This is a genomic window from Streptococcus cuniculi (genome assembly GCF_004570575.1).
Classification (GTDB): domain Bacteria; phylum Bacillota; class Bacilli; order Lactobacillales; family Streptococcaceae; genus Streptococcus; species Streptococcus cuniculi_A.
Window position 1 is genome coordinate 153,609 of sequence record NZ_SPPD01000002.1, and the last position, 15,870, is coordinate 169,478.

Annotated in this window: 20 protein-coding genes; all 20 read right to left on the reverse strand. The window is 40.9% G+C overall.

Annotation, left to right across the window (positions count from 1 at the left end; genetic code table 11):
- Window positions 1–105: 105 nt before the first annotated feature.
- The 20 genes from E4T82_RS02395 to E4T82_RS02485 all read right to left on the reverse strand — a co-directional run bounded on the left by E4T82_RS02395 (window position 106) and on the right by E4T82_RS02485 (window position 15,849).
- Complete coding sequence (locus tag E4T82_RS02395) at window positions 106–1,425, reverse strand: sensor histidine kinase (RefSeq protein WP_135181301.1); 1,320 nt, start codon at window positions 1,423–1,425, stop codon at window positions 106–108.
- Window positions 1,422–1,532, reverse strand: coding sequence for a hypothetical protein (locus tag E4T82_RS13145; RefSeq protein ID WP_416222652.1), 111 nt, complete (start codon window positions 1,530–1,532; stop codon window positions 1,422–1,424). Before E4T82_RS13145 ends, E4T82_RS02395 begins: the two co-directional genes overlap by 4 nt.
- Window positions 1,533–1,575: 43 nt before the next feature.
- Window positions 1,576–2,133, reverse strand: coding sequence for a LytR/AlgR family response regulator transcription factor (locus tag E4T82_RS02400; protein ID WP_209304572.1), 558 nt, complete (start codon window positions 2,131–2,133; stop codon window positions 1,576–1,578).
- A gap of 31 nt (window positions 2,134–2,164) precedes the next feature.
- Complete coding sequence (gene tnpB, locus E4T82_RS02405) at window positions 2,165–2,467, reverse strand: IS66 family insertion sequence element accessory protein TnpB (protein WP_228065030.1); 303 nt, start codon at window positions 2,465–2,467, stop codon at window positions 2,165–2,167.
- Window positions 2,468–2,604: 137 nt separating this feature from the next.
- The gene (locus E4T82_RS02410) at window positions 2,605–3,057 is read right to left on the reverse strand and encodes an ethanolamine utilization protein EutQ (protein ID WP_135181377.1); all 453 of its coding nucleotides are present in this window, start codon (window positions 3,055–3,057) and stop codon (window positions 2,605–2,607) included.
- 18 nt (window positions 3,058–3,075) lie between these two features.
- Entirely contained in the window at window positions 3,076–4,173 is a 1,098-nt protein-coding gene (locus tag E4T82_RS02415; RefSeq protein WP_135181302.1) for an ethanolamine utilization protein EutH, read from the reverse strand.
- A gap of 23 nt (window positions 4,174–4,196) precedes the next feature.
- Window positions 4,197–4,469 carry a EutN/CcmL family microcompartment protein gene (locus tag E4T82_RS02420; protein ID WP_135181303.1) on the reverse strand — a complete coding sequence of 91 codons (273 nt, stop codon included), beginning with the start codon at window positions 4,467–4,469 and terminating at the stop codon, window positions 4,197–4,199.
- A gap of 12 nt (window positions 4,470–4,481) precedes the next feature.
- Entirely contained in the window at window positions 4,482–5,117 is a 636-nt protein-coding gene (locus E4T82_RS02425; protein ID WP_135181304.1) for an ethanolamine utilization protein, read from the reverse strand.
- Between the two features lie 21 nt (window positions 5,118–5,138).
- Window positions 5,139–5,774: an ethanolamine utilization phosphate acetyltransferase EutD gene (eutD, locus tag E4T82_RS02430; RefSeq protein ID WP_135181305.1), complete on the reverse strand. Its 636-nt coding sequence runs from the start codon at window positions 5,772–5,774 to the stop codon at window positions 5,139–5,141.
- Window positions 5,775–5,792: 18 nt separating this feature from the next.
- Window positions 5,793–6,440 (reverse strand): hypothetical protein, encoded by a 648-nt coding sequence (locus tag E4T82_RS02435; RefSeq protein WP_135181306.1) that lies wholly within the window; start codon window positions 6,438–6,440, stop codon window positions 5,793–5,795.
- 94 nt (window positions 6,441–6,534) lie between these two features.
- Window positions 6,535–6,810 carry a propanediol utilization microcompartment protein PduA gene (pduA, locus tag E4T82_RS02440; protein WP_135181307.1) on the reverse strand — a complete coding sequence of 92 codons (276 nt, stop codon included), beginning with the start codon at window positions 6,808–6,810 and terminating at the stop codon, window positions 6,535–6,537.
- A gap of 61 nt (window positions 6,811–6,871) precedes the next feature.
- Window positions 6,872–7,162, reverse strand: coding sequence for a BMC domain-containing protein (locus E4T82_RS02445; protein WP_135181308.1), 291 nt, complete (start codon window positions 7,160–7,162; stop codon window positions 6,872–6,874).
- A gap of 27 nt (window positions 7,163–7,189) precedes the next feature.
- A complete protein-coding gene (locus E4T82_RS02450) occupies window positions 7,190–8,668 on the reverse strand; it encodes an acetaldehyde dehydrogenase (acetylating) (protein ID WP_135181309.1) in 1,479 nt (492 codons plus the stop codon).
- 6 nt (window positions 8,669–8,674) lie between these two features.
- On the reverse strand, window positions 8,675–9,286 hold the full coding sequence (locus tag E4T82_RS02455) for a BMC domain-containing protein (protein WP_135181310.1): 612 nt from the start codon (window positions 9,284–9,286) through the stop codon (window positions 8,675–8,677).
- Window positions 9,287–9,304: 18 nt separating this feature from the next.
- Window positions 9,305–9,958 carry an ethanolamine utilization microcompartment protein EutL gene (eutL, locus tag E4T82_RS02460; protein ID WP_167753545.1) on the reverse strand — a complete coding sequence of 218 codons (654 nt, stop codon included), beginning with the start codon at window positions 9,956–9,958 and terminating at the stop codon, window positions 9,305–9,307.
- Between the two features lie 19 nt (window positions 9,959–9,977).
- Window positions 9,978–10,895 (reverse strand): ethanolamine ammonia-lyase subunit EutC, encoded by a 918-nt coding sequence (gene eutC, locus E4T82_RS02465; RefSeq protein WP_135181312.1) that lies wholly within the window; start codon window positions 10,893–10,895, stop codon window positions 9,978–9,980.
- Window positions 10,896–10,911: 16 nt separating this feature from the next.
- Window positions 10,912–12,282: an ethanolamine ammonia-lyase subunit EutB gene (locus tag E4T82_RS02470; protein ID WP_135181313.1), complete on the reverse strand. Its 1,371-nt coding sequence runs from the start codon at window positions 12,280–12,282 to the stop codon at window positions 10,912–10,914.
- A 25-nt stretch (window positions 12,283–12,307) separates the two neighbouring features.
- Window positions 12,308–13,738 (reverse strand): ethanolamine ammonia-lyase reactivating factor EutA, encoded by a 1,431-nt coding sequence (gene eutA / locus E4T82_RS02475; protein WP_135181314.1) that lies wholly within the window; start codon window positions 13,736–13,738, stop codon window positions 12,308–12,310.
- A gap of 97 nt (window positions 13,739–13,835) precedes the next feature.
- Window positions 13,836–15,284, reverse strand: a complete 1,449-nt coding sequence (locus tag E4T82_RS02480; protein WP_135181378.1) for a sensor histidine kinase — start codon at window positions 15,282–15,284, stop codon at window positions 13,836–13,838.
- Window positions 15,274–15,849, reverse strand: a complete 576-nt coding sequence (locus tag E4T82_RS02485; protein WP_135181315.1) for an ANTAR domain-containing response regulator — start codon at window positions 15,847–15,849, stop codon at window positions 15,274–15,276. Before E4T82_RS02485 ends, E4T82_RS02480 begins: the two co-directional genes overlap by 11 nt.
- Window positions 15,850–15,870 lie beyond the last annotated feature (21 nt).

The following is a 15,870-nucleotide window of genomic DNA, read 5'->3' on the forward strand; positions in this document are numbered from 1 at the left end:
GGTTTTTGAAAGCGATTTTCTTTTATATAAATTCAGTATAACCAAAAAGAAAACGATTACAACACTTCTGTCATAGATCGTCTCTTTTTTGTCGTAATTGGATGTTTAGACAGATGAGTGAGGAGGAAAGAGAATGGACAGTTCAAACCAACCGCCACGAGTTGAAATATCTAAAGAACCGTCATATTGCTGTAAAATAGAACGAATGCTCTTTAGACCAAAACCATGATAGCTTGCCTTTCCTTTGGTTGTCTTTGGAAGGTTGTCAACAAATTCCAATGTGCCTTCAAATCGATTTTCTAACCGAATGCGTACAAATCCTTTGGTTTTTGTCACAACCAAATGAATTAAGCGTTGCTGTTTGTCTGTAATTTTTTCGGTACTTTCAATGGCATTATCCAGCATATTGCCCAGTAAGGTCATCAGTTGTACAGCATCGAGAAAGTCCAAAGCCTGGCCGTCCACTACCGTTGTAAATTCAATCTCCTTTAGCTGGCATTGGATCGGTTTTCCTGTCAAAATGGTATCTACGATTGAATTTCCTGTACGGTTCTGGGCTTCATAGAGCTTTATCTCTTTTTCAACTTGATCCAAATAGGCTTGTCCTTCTTCTGCACTCATCCCTTCACGGATGGCTTGAATCTGGTACTTTAGGTCATGGTACTTCTGATTGACGACACTCATACTCTGCTCCAGCATCGCATAATTTGTATGCTGAGTGGCGAGCATGTCTTGCAACTTATCTTTTTCTGTTCGGGCTTTTAATCCGCTAATCTGGAAATGATAGGCATTCAAAAGAGCCACTCCAGCAAAGTCTACCAAAGTCCGAATCAGAAACAACTCTTTTGAAACATTGACACTCAGTACACTTTCGCCCACTACATAGCTAAGATTGCTAATCACAAAGACAGCCACCCCAATAATCAACGTAGACAGCATTTCCCGTCTACTAATGGTCAGATGGTTATTAAATGCCTTTAGTTCCTTCTCCAAGAAATAAAGACTGAGCATGACCAGCGGAAGGGTCACCACCATCCCCATCGCATACGTTGTATATTGAACCTGTGTCTGCAGAAGGGTCGCCATATAAAATGTGACCTGCCATGCTAGCGAAGCAATAAATTCACCGATGATAAAGGTCCTAACCGCAAAATAAATACTGGTTTGCACATCATAACGGCAGGTCAACCGAATATCATACAAAATCAATGACATGTATAGGAACATCATCGGAAGGAAAATGATGGTAATCCCATCACTAATCGTCATCAAAAACGTTAAAATGAGGAGGAATCCTATCTGAACCCCTATTAACAAGCGCACTGTCAAACGCTTCGGACTCATCCAGATACTCAAACAAGCACTAAACCAATAAGCCCACGCATAAAAAACTCCCGGGGTATGCTGCAATACTCCTTCTGTCATTTTCCAACCTCATTTAGATAATGATTCATCCGATCTAAAAATTCCTTCCGTCGAGACCGACTGACTGGTATTCTGTTTTCTCCGACAATGACATCCATATCTTCCATTCCATCGACATAGTCTAGATTGATAAGACAACCACTATTACACCTAAAAAAAAAGCAAGCCTTCCAATTCCTTTTCCAGTGCGCGCAAGGTTCCTCTGACACTCATCACTCCTTCCTTTAAGTGATATTCGATATCATGATTATGAACTTCAACATATAGCAAATCGTCTGTTGAAATGCGTTTTACATTGTTATACCGACTAATCAACAGCTGCTTTCCACGCTTCTTTTTCATCCGTTCCAGGGCCCTGCTTATTCGCTGGGCAAAAGCAAAATAATTGATGGGCTTTAAAACATAATCGAGAGCTTCAACCGCATATCCTTTCATGGCGTAATGCATCATATTGGTAATAAAAATAATGACAACATCCTTATCAATCAAGCGAATTTTTTCCGCCGCCGTCATCCCATCCATCCGCTCCATTTCAATGTCCATCAAAATCAAATCCACATTTTCAGGATAGTTAAAGACAACCTCTTCCCCATCTCGGTATCGTGTCCATTGAAAATGAACAGCCTGCTCCCGCTCGTATTGCTGTAAAAACTCTATCAGCGTCTGAGCATATCCATCATCATCTTCAACAATTGCTATTCGAATCATCCATCTTCTCCTCCAATCCAGTCCCATTATATCATTTTAAGATGGAGTTACAAGGGGATAACTTTCGATGAGTATAAAATGCATCCCAATAAAACGCTTTGAAACAGTCTTTACGGCCACCGCAGAAAAGAAAGACAACACCTAGGAAAGGAGCTAGATAAAATTGACTTTTAGTGAGATAGGCTAGTGAATCTATTCCTTGTCTTATATCCGTTTTCCCACAAACTAGATAGACCTGTCCTAAATTACTAATTTGAATGGTTATCGAGCAATACCTTATCCAAAATAGTTTCTTACGTTTCTTGATGAAGAGAAAAGAGTACCCTAGAGTCAAGCAAGACTTTGGAAACTTTCAATATACTGCGGGATTGGCTACTTACAAAGAACCTTAAAAGCCACAGAACAAAAAAAGAGGCAGAGAATATTGTATTCTCTCCTCACGGTAGTTATATTGTATTTTCTGAATCTTGCTTATTGATTCTGCCAATCCGCTGGATAAGTCACGTAAATAAAGCGTGCTTTTCCTTTAACAGAGAATTGAATATCGCTTCCTTTTGGAATGAAGAGAAGCTCACCTGGACCAGCAGAGAGGACTTCATCTCCTACAATGATATCCAATTTACCATCAATGACATAGTCAACCTCATCATAATCCAAATGCCATGGGAAGGTTGTATCTTCCATGGTCATCAGTCCCAAACCAAGTCGTGGACTTTCTTCTAAGCTGAGAAGGTCGCGTGTATAAACCTTGTCTGTTGGATTGCCAGTATCTAGACGATCCTCAGGACGAACATCCAAGCTCGGAAGGGCAATGGACGCAACTCCTGATTTACCGACTTGTTTAGCTCCTTTTTTCGCAAGTAATTCTTCTAATAAAATTTTACGAATCAATGATTCTAGTTCTGAGCGATTTACATCTGCCATCATTTTTTCCTCCCTGCCCTACTCAGCTTCTTTTTTGGTCAATACAAAGGCTAGTAAAACAGCTGTAATTCCACCTACTAATTTACCAACCATCATCGGTACAATCATTTCTGAATTTTGACCAGCTGTAAATCCAAGGTGGTCACCGATAACAAATGATGCAGATACTGCAAATGCAACGTTGATGATTTTTCCGCGTTTATCCATATCTTTCAACATTTGGAACATAGCGATATTGTTCGCAAGAGATGCTACAAGACCTGCAGCTCCGACTTCATTCATCCCTAATGATTTCCCAATAGCTGAAAGTGGTTTGTTTGCGACTTTTGTAAAGACAGCCACAAGTCCAAAGGCACCTGCTAAGGTTACAGCGATTGAACCTACCACTTCAAAGGCTTCTTTCAAGGTGTCTGCTCCTGAAGGGTACAGGTTCAACAACCATTCATTTTCAGTCAAGAGTTGTGCAGCGCCAAAAGCAAGACCAAGTGTTGCAATCACAACAATAATTTGCCCAAATACTTCAAACCCTTTAATCATTCCATTTGGTGCAAGAACCAAGCCTAGGAAGATCAAGGCTGATACGATGATAATTGGGATTAAGTTGACAAGTAAGGTTCCAAACCCCAAACCTGGTACCAAAATACCACCAATCAAGCATCCGATCGGAACAGTGACAAGACCGTATAAAATTCCGCGAGCAAGCAAGGGTCTATCTTCTTTTTCAATAATTCCTAAAGCTACTGGAATGGTAAATACAATGGTTGGCCCCATCATAGAGCCCAATACATAGGCCGCAAAGTTCCCAACCGCTGGGTCTTCAGCCAATTTAAGGGCAAGCGGCGCACCACCCATATCATTTGCAATAAAGGTCGTTGCAAAAATAGAAGGGTCGGCTCCTACTAGACCATACAAGGGTACAATCACAGGTTTCAACACATCGGCAAGCAGAGGTGCCACAACCATAATCCCTGCCATGGAAAGAGCCAAAGCACCCATAGCCATAATACCTTCTTCAAACTTTTCACTTAGTCCTAATTTTCCACCGATACACTTATCTACTGCACCGACAATCATAAATAGGACCATGATGTAAATGATAATTTCATTTATACTCATAATCTTTATATCTCCTGATCATTTTACTCGTCAGGATATTCTACCTTGTCTATAATCGCCACAACGACCATATCCACTGGAACATCCTCTTTTGTGAGACTTACGCGTGCAGAACTGCCAGATGTAACCATAACCAAATCTCCCTCTCCGGCCCCGATACAATCTGCGACAATAACCAGAGCAGGATCTGTTTGATGTTCATTTAGCTGTCTTTCAACTACTAAAAATTTCAAACCATTCAATTTTTCATCTTTCCTAGTAGCCCATAGACTTCCTTTTACTTTTCCAACAAACATATCCTGACTCCTTTATTTTACAATTCTAATTTTATGGCGTTTCAAGTAATCTTTTGCTAGCGCTGTGACAATCATGCCTTTTTCAATGGCGAAAGAGTCCCCTTCACCTAAGCCCATCGCCCGTAGCTTTGCTTCGGTGATAAGATTGGTTTTAGCTTTGGGAGTTAAGGCTTTTTTGTCTATTTGCTGTGGACTGAATTCTTCCTTTTCAGTCCTACAAGTATCTAGCAGATTCAGCAACTGATTTTCCCGATAAAATTGAACACCGTATTTCTCTAATTTTGCTTTTTGCTCTAATAATTCGCGATACAAACGTGAGCGTGCGGAGTGTTTGTATTGCTCAACATTAAATGTTTCAAGAGAAACATACACTGGTTTGCCGTCTAATAAGCTAGTCAAGATAGCTGACTCTACCTCATTAGCTGGACAGAGTGAGGCGATTCTCAAAAATGCATCTAAAGCTAAACAATCAACCACAACCACATCTGCACATTCCCCATGTTTGACTAGGCGGTAGCCATTTTCAACTAATAGAGCATCTGTACGATCTTTTCCAATCAAATAAACAGATGTTTCATTAGGCTCATCTTGGAGGTTTTCTAACAAACGGTCTGTAATCAGCTGGACAAGTTTGTCTAAATTTTCCATGTTTTATAGCCTCTCTAGGTCCTATTTCTTTTTGATAATGTGACCACGCGTCCCTTTTTTAAAGCCACAAGCATTGGCTTCATCATAGTCAATGTGCATATAGGTTGCAAATTTAGGACTGACACGAATGACAACGTCATCAAAAATCAATGGACGTTCTCCTTCGACTTTTACTTGAACAATTTCATGGTTTTCAACACCGGCACGTGCAGCGTCTTCTGGTGTCATGTGGACATGACGTTTCGCCACAATCAAGCCTTTATCAAGCGATACAACCTTATTACCATTTGCCAAAATGACACCCGGTGTCCCTTCAATATCACCACTTTCACGAATTGGTGCTTTGGTTCCTAATTGGAGACAGTCGGTCAGTGAAACTTCCACTTGGGACTCGCCCCGTACAGGACCTAAAATCACGACATTATGGAAGGAACCTTTAGGGCCCAAGACTGTCAAACGTTCTTGGCATGCATATTGTCCTGGTTGTGACAAATCTTTTGCTTTGGTTAATTGGTAACCATGTCCAAACAACGTATCCAAATCTTTTTGGCTCAAATGGACATGACGACCACTTGCCTCGACTTCAAAACTTTCTCTTGATTCTAGTTCATCTTGAATTTTTTCAACAATTTTATCAACTAATTGATCTAATGACATTTCAGACCTCCTTTCTTCTTATTCACTAGCTATCAGCCATAATAAAACCTCAATGGATTTTAATAATTGAGAAACCTTGCCAGCAAATACATCCCTATCAAAATCTGCTACACGCTCGATTTCCTTACGCACTAGACTGGTTTCAAGGTAGGTTTCATAGCCTACCAAGCGCCATTCTGGTTCTTGATAATTCATCATCACCGTTTGTTGGTCTAGTTGCTTACTAACGCGAATCGCTTGCAAATCGGTATTTGACAGTAATGTGGTGTGATAGTCTGAAATATCCTCTAAAATATGGTGTCCTACCATTTTTTCAAGAATAGATAATAATAGGCCTACTTGCTCACACTTTTCATTCTGGAAAGCCAAATGTAATTCTCTTTGGCTCTTTAAGAAATAGCTATATAATCTGGTTAATCTAAACAGTAGCGGATACACAACAGAGTCTTCAATATTGGTAATAGGCTCTTTGCTTACTTCATATTGTGATACAGATGCTCTCCTTTTTTGCTGATTAGAATTAACCACCTTGATATGATGGTCATTTAGAAATCCTCTGGCAGCTGGGGTCAATTTTTCATGTTTTGCTAACTCAAGGACACCATTTTCTAAAATGCCAGACTCTCTAAACAACTTTCTAATCTTTGCTTCTGTAAGAACTGACATGTATTCACATCCTTCTACCGATCTTGTTACGATAAGCTATCTACTCGCAAAACGAACTAGATAGCTTATGAGTAACATCAATCAAACTGAAATATTATTTTGGTAAAATCACTTCAACTTCTGCGTGTGGACGTGGGATAACATGAACAGATACCAATTCACCTACGTTTTCTGCTGCCGCTGCTCCTGCATCTGTCGCTGCTTTAACTGCACCAACATCGCCACGAACCATGACAGTTACCAGTCCTGCTCCTACTTGTTCTTTTCCAATCAAAGTAACATTTGCTGCTTTAACCATTGCATCTGCCGCTTCAATTGCGCCAACAAGTCCTTTTGTTTCTACCATTCCTAGTGCGTTTGCATTTGCCATTTTTATTTTCCTCCAATAGTGTTATATTTTCTTATTCTTATTTATTTTTATGGTGAGTGATTTATTCCTTGTTGCTACCAGCAGGTAGGATCACTTCAACTTCTGCGTGTGGGCGTGGGATAACATGAACAGATACCAATTCACCTACGTTTTCTGCTGCTGCTGCTCCTGCATCTGTCGCTGCTTTAACTGCACCAACATCGCCACGAACCATGACAGTTACCAGTCCTGCTCCTACTTGTTCTTTTCCAATCAAAGTAACATTTGCTGCTTTAACCATTGCATCTGCCGCTTCAATTGCGCCAACAAGTCCTTTTGTTTCTACCATTCCTAATGCGTTTGCATTTGCCATTTTTATTTTCCTCCGATACTATTGTTATTATTTATCTAGTTTTGAAAGTACACGTTGTACGAGAAGTTCCACCAATTTATCTTCATCAACAGAAGTTGGGCAATCTTCTTGAACGGTGACAGCCATGTTTTCGGCTTGGCGTAAGTCAGACAATTCTGTTGTTCCATAGGCAACACGACGAATATTGAACAGATTTCGTGGGCTTACGTTATCAGAAGTTGCACTGCCTCCAACTGCTCCACAACCAAGTGTAAAGGCAGGGAACAAGCCAGTTGTTGCTCCAACACCACCCAAGGCTGCTGGTGTATTGACAAGCAAGCGAGAAACTGGTTTTTTAAGAGCAAATTCACGAACAATCCGTTCATCCTTGGTATGAATCGCCATTGTATGACCCACCCCTTCGTGATGAAGAATCTTCATGCTCAGTTTGCAAGCCTCTTCCCAATCTTTGACTGTGTAGAAGCCTAATACAGGAGCCAATTTTTCCATTGAATATGGATGTTGTTTTCCGACACCTGTTTCTTCCGCAATCAGAACACGGGCGTCATCTGGGACAGAAATTCCAGCCAATTTTCCAATTACTTGAGGAGATTTCCCAACCATCTTAGGATTCATCGCTCCGTTCGGAAGAATAATAAATGCTCCTAGTTTCTTAGCGTCCTCAGTTGGCACAAAGTAAGCACCTTGTTTCTTGAATTCTTCTACAACTGTTGCTTTCATGTCTTCTTCAACAATGATCGATTGTTCTGAAGCACAGATAACGCCATTATCAAAGGTCTTAGAATCCAAGATTTGACGAACCGCTTTTGGAACATCCGCAGTACGTTCGATAAAGGCAGGTCCATTTCCAGGTCCAACCCCAATTGCTGGAGTTCCTGATGAGTAAGCTGCCTTGACCATAGCAGTTCCACCAGTTGCCAAGATCAAGTTAGTATCTTTATGTTTCATCAATTCATTAGTTGCTTGGATAGATACACGGTGGATGACACCGACAGCACCATCTGGGCAACCTGCACTTTTGGCTGCACGATTGATAACTTCCACCGTTGCTTCAATACTCTTTAAAGCATTTGGATGTGGTGAAAAGACGATACTATTTCCTGCTTTCAAGGCAATCAAGGCTTTATAGATAACAGTTGAGGTTGGGTTAGTAGATGGAATCAATCCAGCAATCACTCCAACTGGTACAGCGACCTCTGTCACCTTATTTTCTTTGTCATCAGACAAGATACCAACTGTCCGCATATCCTTGATTTCTTCAAGGATACCTTTAGAAGCAAGAGCGTTTTTCAACACCTTATCTTCCCAGCGGCCAAAGCCTGTTTCCTCTGCTGCCATCTTAGCTAAGCGCTCACGCTCATCATAGCAAGCTTTGGCAACTACTTTTACAATCGTATCAATCTGTTCTTGACTCATTTGAGCCAATTCTTCTTGTGCACGTTTTGCTTTACGAATTAAGTTACGCACTTCTTGAATCGAAACTAAATCCTTATCTTCTAAAAACATTCACGATTACTCCTTTCTGGTAATTTTCATCAAAGCTTCAATCAATAGGTGCTTGTTTGCAAACTTAATTTCTTTCTTTGATAAATCAATATCTTTTTCACGGTAAGCAATGCTCCGTAATTTCACAACTTTTAATTTTTCTAATTCTTCGCGCGAAAACTTAGGAACTCCTCTCTCCTCTTGGACAATAACAGCTTCCTCTTCTACAACAGGAGGGATTTCCAAAATAGCCGTTTCTGTCAACTCAACTGTTTCTTGAGGTGGTCTTACGTCGTCCAGTGGCTGAGGAATTTCTACTAGCGTGTTCTCTTCCTCGACCACTTCCACTTCTTTTGCTTCATTTCGTTTTGCTTTGAAAAGAATGTATGTCTGGTCATCCAAACGAGGAATGACATGGCTAGCTAAATAATATGGCTTATCGTGGACTGCATCAACTGCTGCATCAACTGCTGCCTTAACAGCACTCACATCGCCTACTAATTGAACAGTATTTAACCCTGCCTTAACAGTTTCAATATTAAGCAATGACACATTGGCTGCTTTTACTGCTGCATCCGCGGCAACCACAGCACCTAGATAACCTTTTACTTCAATTAAACCGAGTGCTCTTTTTGTCATCTAATCAACCCCTAATGTTTAATAGCTTTTTGGATCGTTAGCCACTGCTACTACTGTTTTTGCAAACGCATCACATGCTGCACGGCAAGCTGATTGAGAACCGACTAACAAACCACCTGCAAAGTTTGTTTCACTTGGTGGGCCATAAAAGGCACCGATTTGGACATCTGCCGCTTTAAGAGCTGCATCGAGTCCAACCATAGCTTCTGCTGGAGGAGCGATTAAGTAAGCAATCGCTGTTCCTTCTGTTGAGTTTGCTCCTGCTGAAAGGTATGACCCTGCACGAGAGACACAGTGTGCAAAATACGGCACGCTGTTATCATCATTTGCACTGTAAAAGCTTGCGCCGTTTTCAATTTCATAGACAGCAACATCAAGACCGCTACGAACTTCTTCTGGATTTGGACCAGCGATAATGCCAATCACCTCACCAGCAAGTTTCGTAGAGGCATTGCCTGCACCAGCATACATACTGCGTGCATATACAACTTCTACATCTGCTGCTTTTGTTGCCTCGTCAAGAGCCACATAGGTTACATCATCACAGTCAGAAGTCACAATTCCAAGACTTCTGTGATGTGGTTTTAACTCAAGTGATGCTGCAAGCCCAGCATCCACATTTGAAATGACTAAAGCGCTTAATACGCTTGCGCCTAAACGTTCATTTTTCAAAACAATGTCCTCCTAAAAATTATTTCAAGTCAACCCCTGATTTCTTATTATCAAGGATTTTCTTAATGATTTCAGCCACATAAGCTCCAGCTTCAACGGCTGGTGTTCCACCTTTATGGATATTTGATAAAACCGTACGTTTTGCTTCTGGCATTCCAACAGTTGGTTTGTAAGCCAAGTAAGCACTCATGGATTCTGCTGTGACAAGACCAGGACGTTCACCAACTAGCATACAGACAACTTCTGCACCAGTCAATTCAGCGATTTGGTCCATAGCAGCAACCCGAGCATGTTTGATAAAGAGCACTTCGTTATAGTCTAAGCCAAACATCTTCAAACCTTGTTTAAGGGCTGGCAAGAAGTCTTTGACGTTGGCTTCAATGGCAGAAGAGCTCAGACCATCTCCGACAACGATTTGTACTTTTGCATTGTGCACACAGTTATCTTTGATAAACTGTTGTTGGTCTTCTGAGAAGACACGACCAAGGTCTGGACGAGTCAAGTATTCATCTTTTGAAGAAGCCTTGGTTTGTACAGGGACAAAGCCCATTTCTTTGACAAAATCCTCTGATACATAAGAGAATACCGCATCCTGCGCTGCCGCATGGTCTGCTCTAAAGCGTAAAACAGATTGGGTCATGTAACGGTTTCCAGCTCTCCACAATCCAAGACGAGCGGGTGTAAATTTCTTGATTTTACGATAGGCTTCTTCGTTAATCGCATTTGGTACCAAGAATTGTTCCTGAATATCCACTTCTGTGATGTCTGGAATCATCCCATCTTCAATCTCCGTTGCTTCGCTAGCAGGCAAGCCTTTTGCTTCTACCACAGCAGGTTGATTAGCTTCAACAGTTACTGCTGGAGCTGCTGCTACTTCTTTTGTATCCATCTCACTTAACAGTGAGCGAATCATTTCTTTTAATTGCAATTCATCCACAATGATTTCCTCCCAACTAATTTGATTTCATGAAGACAGAACCATCTCCACCGATTGCAGTTAGATGTCCGTTTTCCATCAAGCCCATTTTTTCCATCCACTCTTCAAATTCTTTGATTGGACGTTTGCCTAATAGGTCACGCATGGTTGCTGTTTCATGGTATCCTGTTGTTTGATAGTTCAACATGATGTCATCACCATGAGGGATAGCCATGATGTAGTTAACACCCGCAGAACCAAGCAATACCAACAAGTTTTCTGCATCGTTTTGGTCTGCTTTCATGTGGTTTGTGTAACAAATATCACATCCCATAGAGATACCTGTCAATTTACCCATGAAGTGATCTTCAAGACCAGCACGGATAACTTGTTTTGAATCATAGAGGTATTCAGGACCGATAAATCCTACTACGGTATTCACCAAGAATGGATCAAAGCGTTTTGCAAAACCGTAACAACGAGCTTCCATTGTCACTTGGTCAGCATCATAGTGCGCATCAGATGACAATTCAGAACCTTGACCTGTTTCAAAGTACATCACGTTTGGTCCAGCTGCAGAGCCAACTTTAAGAGCTGTATCACGAGCTTCTTGAATCGTTGCGGCATTAAATCCGAAGGCTTCATTTCCTTTTTCAGAGCCAGCAATAGATTGGAAAACAAGTCCAGTTGGAGCCCCTTGATTCATCGCTTCAATCTGGGTGGTGACGTGCGCTAGTACACAGTGTTGAGTTGGAATCTTGTATTCTTCGATGAAGTCATTGAACTTATGAAGGATACGTTTCGTACTTTCAACTGAATCATCAACAGGGTTCAAACCAAGAAGGGCATCTCCACATCCATAAGCAAAACCTTCCATGGTTGACGCCATGATTCCGTCTGGATCGTCTGTTGTATGGTTTGGTTGCAAACGAGATGAGAAGGTTCCTGGCATACCGATTGTTGTATTGGCTTTCTTTGTGATAATAATTTTTTGAGCGCCAACAATCAAGTCTAGGTTTGTCATCAGTTTTGCAACTGCTGCAACCATTTCAGAAGTCAAGCCGCGGGAAATCCATTGAATATCAATGTTGGTTGTATTGTTGTCCAAAATCCACTCACGCAATTCTTGAACCGTCCAGTTTTTGATTTTTTCATACGTACGCAAGTTCACATCATCAATGATGATACGTGTTACTTCGTCTTCTTCATAAGGAACTACTGGGTTATTAAACAAATCAGATAGTTTCAATTGTGCCAAGACAACTTTCGCTGCGACACGTTCTTCAGCAGAACCAGCAGCTACACCAGCCAATTGGTCTCCTGATTTGTATTCATTTGCTTTAGCCAGCACTTCTTTTACTGACTTAAATTCGTAAACTCTACCAAATAATTTTGTTTTCAAAATCATTTAATATATCCTCCTTTTTTATACCTTAGTTAAATACCAATGTTTTCACAACAACTGGTAAGACAGATCCTTCAATCACAGGATTTCCAATATCGATGTAATCTCCGTTTTGAACATCGACCGAATCAATACAGACAAAGGGATAATCCTTAGGGAGCTGTGCGTAGAGACATTGACCAAGGACCTTTGCCATGTCCTCTTGAACGACAACCAATAATGGGATTTTCTTTTCAATACTCTCTGCCATGCCGCCGATAATGGCCTCTGTATAATCAACTACCCGAGTGAAACTAGGACTTTTTTCTCCATTGATTGCTAGGGCGATTTGTTGGACTTCATTTTCTAAAGTAAACCAACCGACCTTGTCCTTGATAATCTCTCTCATTGTGTCCTTGTCTTCTTGTTCATCGCTAGAAGCAAGTTTCAGAACAGGGACATTTTTGATAGGCAAGACATTTGAAATATAGGTAATGGTACTTCCGCTAACATCTGTTGTATGGCTTCCAGCGCCTACAACAGTTGCACGGATCGTTTCTGCTGACTTGATGACCCGTTTTTGGTCAAAAATTTTTGACTGACGAAGGGCACGGCCGAGCAAAATACCAATATCTCCGTATTGAAATTCATTGACTGGTGTCGAATCGATGATCGCATCCGCTACACCACCAGAGAAGGAAACACATTTAATTTCATAATTTAATTTCAAACCATGATTAGTTTGCAGCATTTCATAGTAAGGACTGTGGTTGTCAATGCCAACAGATTGTTCAAGCACTTCAACGAGAATCTGAATGAGGGCATCCAAGTACTCTCGGTCAGCCACTTCCCCTTCCTGTAATTTCCACTGTTTATCAGCTATAATCTCTTTTAGCTTGGGAGCAATATAAGTGATGCGATGTGTTTCAGGATTTAGCTTAATCAAGCGCCCTCCAATGTCAAAACATCCTGTATCAATCAAGTCTCCCTCACGGAAAACAGCTAAGTTTGATGTCCCACCCCCGATATCAATATTGACTACTGACGTGTGATGTTCTTGAGAATATTGGTGACTGCAAGCTCCTTTCCCTGCTATAATGCTCTCTAGGTCAGGTCCTGCAGTGGCTACGACAAAGTCGCCAGCATAGCCACTCAGGGCCTGTAAAACATGACTAGCATTTTCTTTCCGAGCTGTTTCTCCCGTGATAATCACGGCACCCATTTGAATATCTTTTTTCTCAATCCCAGCCTTGGCGTACTCTGTCATCACAAAGTCCTTAATCTTATCCACCTCAATCAAGAGCTGGTCAGAAATTGGTGTGAAGATAATATCGCTCTTATACAGAACTTTCTTATCTGTAATACAGACACGTGGAATGGTAAAGAGAGAGGAAATATTTTCAATGGTCAACTCGGATAAAATGAGCTGTGTAGTTGCAGTACCAAGGTCAAGCCCCACACTTAAAATCTTATCCGACATGCTACAAACCTCCAAAAAAGACGCTTAAAGAAGCACAAATAAACAAAGGTTTACTTATACTCTTCAAGCGTCATTGCTTTTAAGACCGACATCGTTGTTAGTCTATTTTATTATACTTAAATGTAATCATTGTCTTGGTGCCACGATGGCTCGATCGGATAGATAGTTTACCAGACAATCTACTTTTTACGAATCGTTCTACAATCATCAAACCGAGATGATTATTGAAAGACTGATTGACATCGTAACCGCTTCCATTGTCAGTTACTTGTAGCTCTATTATATCATCTTTCAACGCGATTTGCAAATGAATTTTCGGATTTTTTTGCTCGATGGTTTCAAATGCGTGGTCGTAACTATTTTGCAATAGTTCATTGACCACTAAGGCTAGTGCCGTTGCTCGATTGCTATCAAGGTAAATCGTCGGATCTAGCCAATAGGACAGGGCAATATCTATTCTCTCGCTGAAACAGCGCTGTACATTCGCAAGAACTCCTTCTAGTAGCTGCTCAACAGCCACTTCATCATTCTTTTGTGAGGACAAGAGTTCGTGCGTCATGGAGATAGACAGGACACGGTTCACACTGTCTGATAGGTTTTTCTTCACGTCCTTATCTTGACTGCGCTGCGACTGCAAGCGCAAGAGAGAGACAACGGTTTGCAAATTATTTTTCACCCGATGATTCATCTCGCGAATCGTCGTTCGCTCAAGGGATAGATGGACTTCCAATCGTTTCAAATCGCTGATATCTTTACAAATCATGATAAGTGATTGCGATTCACGAACCACATATTGGTTAACGGAAAAACAATTGGTTCCATACTGTACTTCGGATGATATGGAATAGGTTTCTGTCAAATCTTGACTAGCTACACAAATATCTGAAAAGAAGTTCTTTTCAAGAACTAAATTATCATAGTGCATCCCCTCAAGAGAATCCCTATAACCCAGCTTTGTACGATAAATTTCTACTGCCTTCGGATTAAAATAAATCAATTCCCCTGTCTGTTTGAATACTAAGACAGCATCTTCCATATATTTTAATAGGGCAAATTCTGGCGAGTCAATATTCGCACAAGCATCATCAACTTCGTGATGGCTAAATTCCACCGTTTTCAACGAAAAATGAGCAGGAAAATCCGATGGGCTGTCCTTTTCTAAAATCAGGGTCGCAATCACTCGTCCTTCTCTTAGAATCGGAAGAACGGTCTGACGAATGGGGATCCCTTCTTGAGAGAGGGCTGATAAACCAATCGACGGAGCCCCCGTATGCAGGGTCCGAATAACACCGGGTTCATTTTGCAGATACGCAAGGCTACCAACCACTGTCTTTTCGTAGAGACTTCCCTTGGTTTGAGGCTTCTTATGAAAGATGACCGTCGCATGCTCTGAATAGACGTTTTGAACATCAATAAAGACATCCTCGCTAGCATAATCTGAGGTTTTCATCAGAATATCTGCCTGCTCAATCAAGGTTTCAATATCTTCTGGACTGAGATTGGTTTGCTGCTCGCATAATTTTTTGATTTTTTCTCTATATTTCATCATTGAGAACCAATAATCGTGCAATTTCAACCATTGGAACGCGCTTTTGCATACTAATTGTCCGAATTTGCTTAAAAGCTTCGGGCTCTGATAGATGGTCACGAACCATTAGCAGACCTTTAGCTTTTTCAATGACAATCCGATCATCTATTTTTTTAGATAATTTAATCATCTCATTCGACAGTTGCTGCAATTGGCGTCCTTTTTCAATACAAACTTCTACCATTGGAATCAATGATTTAGCGTCCAATGGTTTGACAAGATAAGCGCTTGCACCATAATGTTTTGCTTTTTGCACATAACTCTCATCATCATAGGCGGATAAGAGGATTACTCCGTAGGTCAAGGCATCATCAAGCATTTTTTTTGTAGCTGTTAAACCATCCAATAAAGGCATCTTAATATCCATAATCACTAGATCAGAGCGATATTTTTGACAAAGTTCAATCGCTTCAAATCCATCAGACGCCTCTGCGACCACTTCATAATCTGCTTCTTCCAGAATGCGTCTTATATCTAGTGTTACAATTGGATCATCATCAGCAATGAGTATTCTACCTTTCATACTTCCCCTTATCAGTTTCTT

Excerpts from the sequence above, each read along its gene's own strand:
- E4T82_RS02395 (WP_135181301.1), bottom strand. The coding sequence starts at position 1,425 with ATGACAGAAGGAGTATTGCAGCATACCCCGGGAGTTTTTTATGCGTGG.
- E4T82_RS13145 (WP_416222652.1), bottom strand. The coding sequence starts at position 1,532 with ATGGAAGATATGGATGTCATTGTCGGAGAAAACAGAATACCAGTCAGT.
- E4T82_RS02400 (WP_209304572.1), bottom strand. The coding sequence starts at position 2,133 with ATGATTCGAATAGCAATTGTTGAAGATGATGATGGATATGCTCAGACG.
- E4T82_RS02410 (WP_135181377.1), bottom strand. The coding sequence starts at position 3,057 with ATGGCAGATGTAAATCGCTCAGAACTAGAATCATTGATTCGTAAAATT.
- E4T82_RS02415 (WP_135181302.1), bottom strand. The coding sequence starts at position 4,173 with ATGAGTATAAATGAAATTATCATTTACATCATGGTCCTATTTATGATT.
- E4T82_RS02420 (WP_135181303.1), bottom strand. The coding sequence starts at position 4,469 with ATGTTTGTTGGAAAAGTAAAAGGAAGTCTATGGGCTACTAGGAAAGAT.
- E4T82_RS02425 (WP_135181304.1), bottom strand. The coding sequence starts at position 5,117 with ATGGAAAATTTAGACAAACTTGTCCAGCTGATTACAGACCGTTTGTTA.
- eutD (WP_135181305.1), bottom strand. The coding sequence starts at position 5,774 with ATGTCATTAGATCAATTAGTTGATAAAATTGTTGAAAAAATTCAAGAT.
- E4T82_RS02435 (WP_135181306.1), bottom strand. The coding sequence starts at position 6,440 with ATGTCAGTTCTTACAGAAGCAAAGATTAGAAAGTTGTTTAGAGAGTCT.
- pduA (WP_135181307.1), bottom strand. The coding sequence starts at position 6,810 with ATGGCAAATGCAAACGCACTAGGAATGGTAGAAACAAAAGGACTTGTT.
- E4T82_RS02445 (WP_135181308.1), bottom strand. The coding sequence starts at position 7,162 with ATGGCAAATGCAAACGCATTAGGAATGGTAGAAACAAAAGGACTTGTT.
- E4T82_RS02450 (WP_135181309.1), bottom strand. The coding sequence starts at position 8,668 with ATGTTTTTAGAAGATAAGGATTTAGTTTCGATTCAAGAAGTGCGTAAC.
- E4T82_RS02455 (WP_135181310.1), bottom strand. The coding sequence starts at position 9,286 with ATGACAAAAAGAGCACTCGGTTTAATTGAAGTAAAAGGTTATCTAGGT.
- E4T82_RS02470 (WP_135181313.1), bottom strand. The coding sequence starts at position 12,282 with ATGATTTTGAAAACAAAATTATTTGGTAGAGTTTACGAATTTAAGTCA.
- eutA (WP_135181314.1), bottom strand. The coding sequence starts at position 13,738 with ATGTCGGATAAGATTTTAAGTGTGGGGCTTGACCTTGGTACTGCAACT.
- E4T82_RS02480 (WP_135181378.1), bottom strand. The coding sequence starts at position 15,284 with ATGAAATATAGAGAAAAAATCAAAAAATTATGCGAGCAGCAAACCAAT.
- E4T82_RS02485 (WP_135181315.1), bottom strand. The coding sequence starts at position 15,849 with ATGAAAGGTAGAATACTCATTGCTGATGATGATCCAATTGTAACACTA.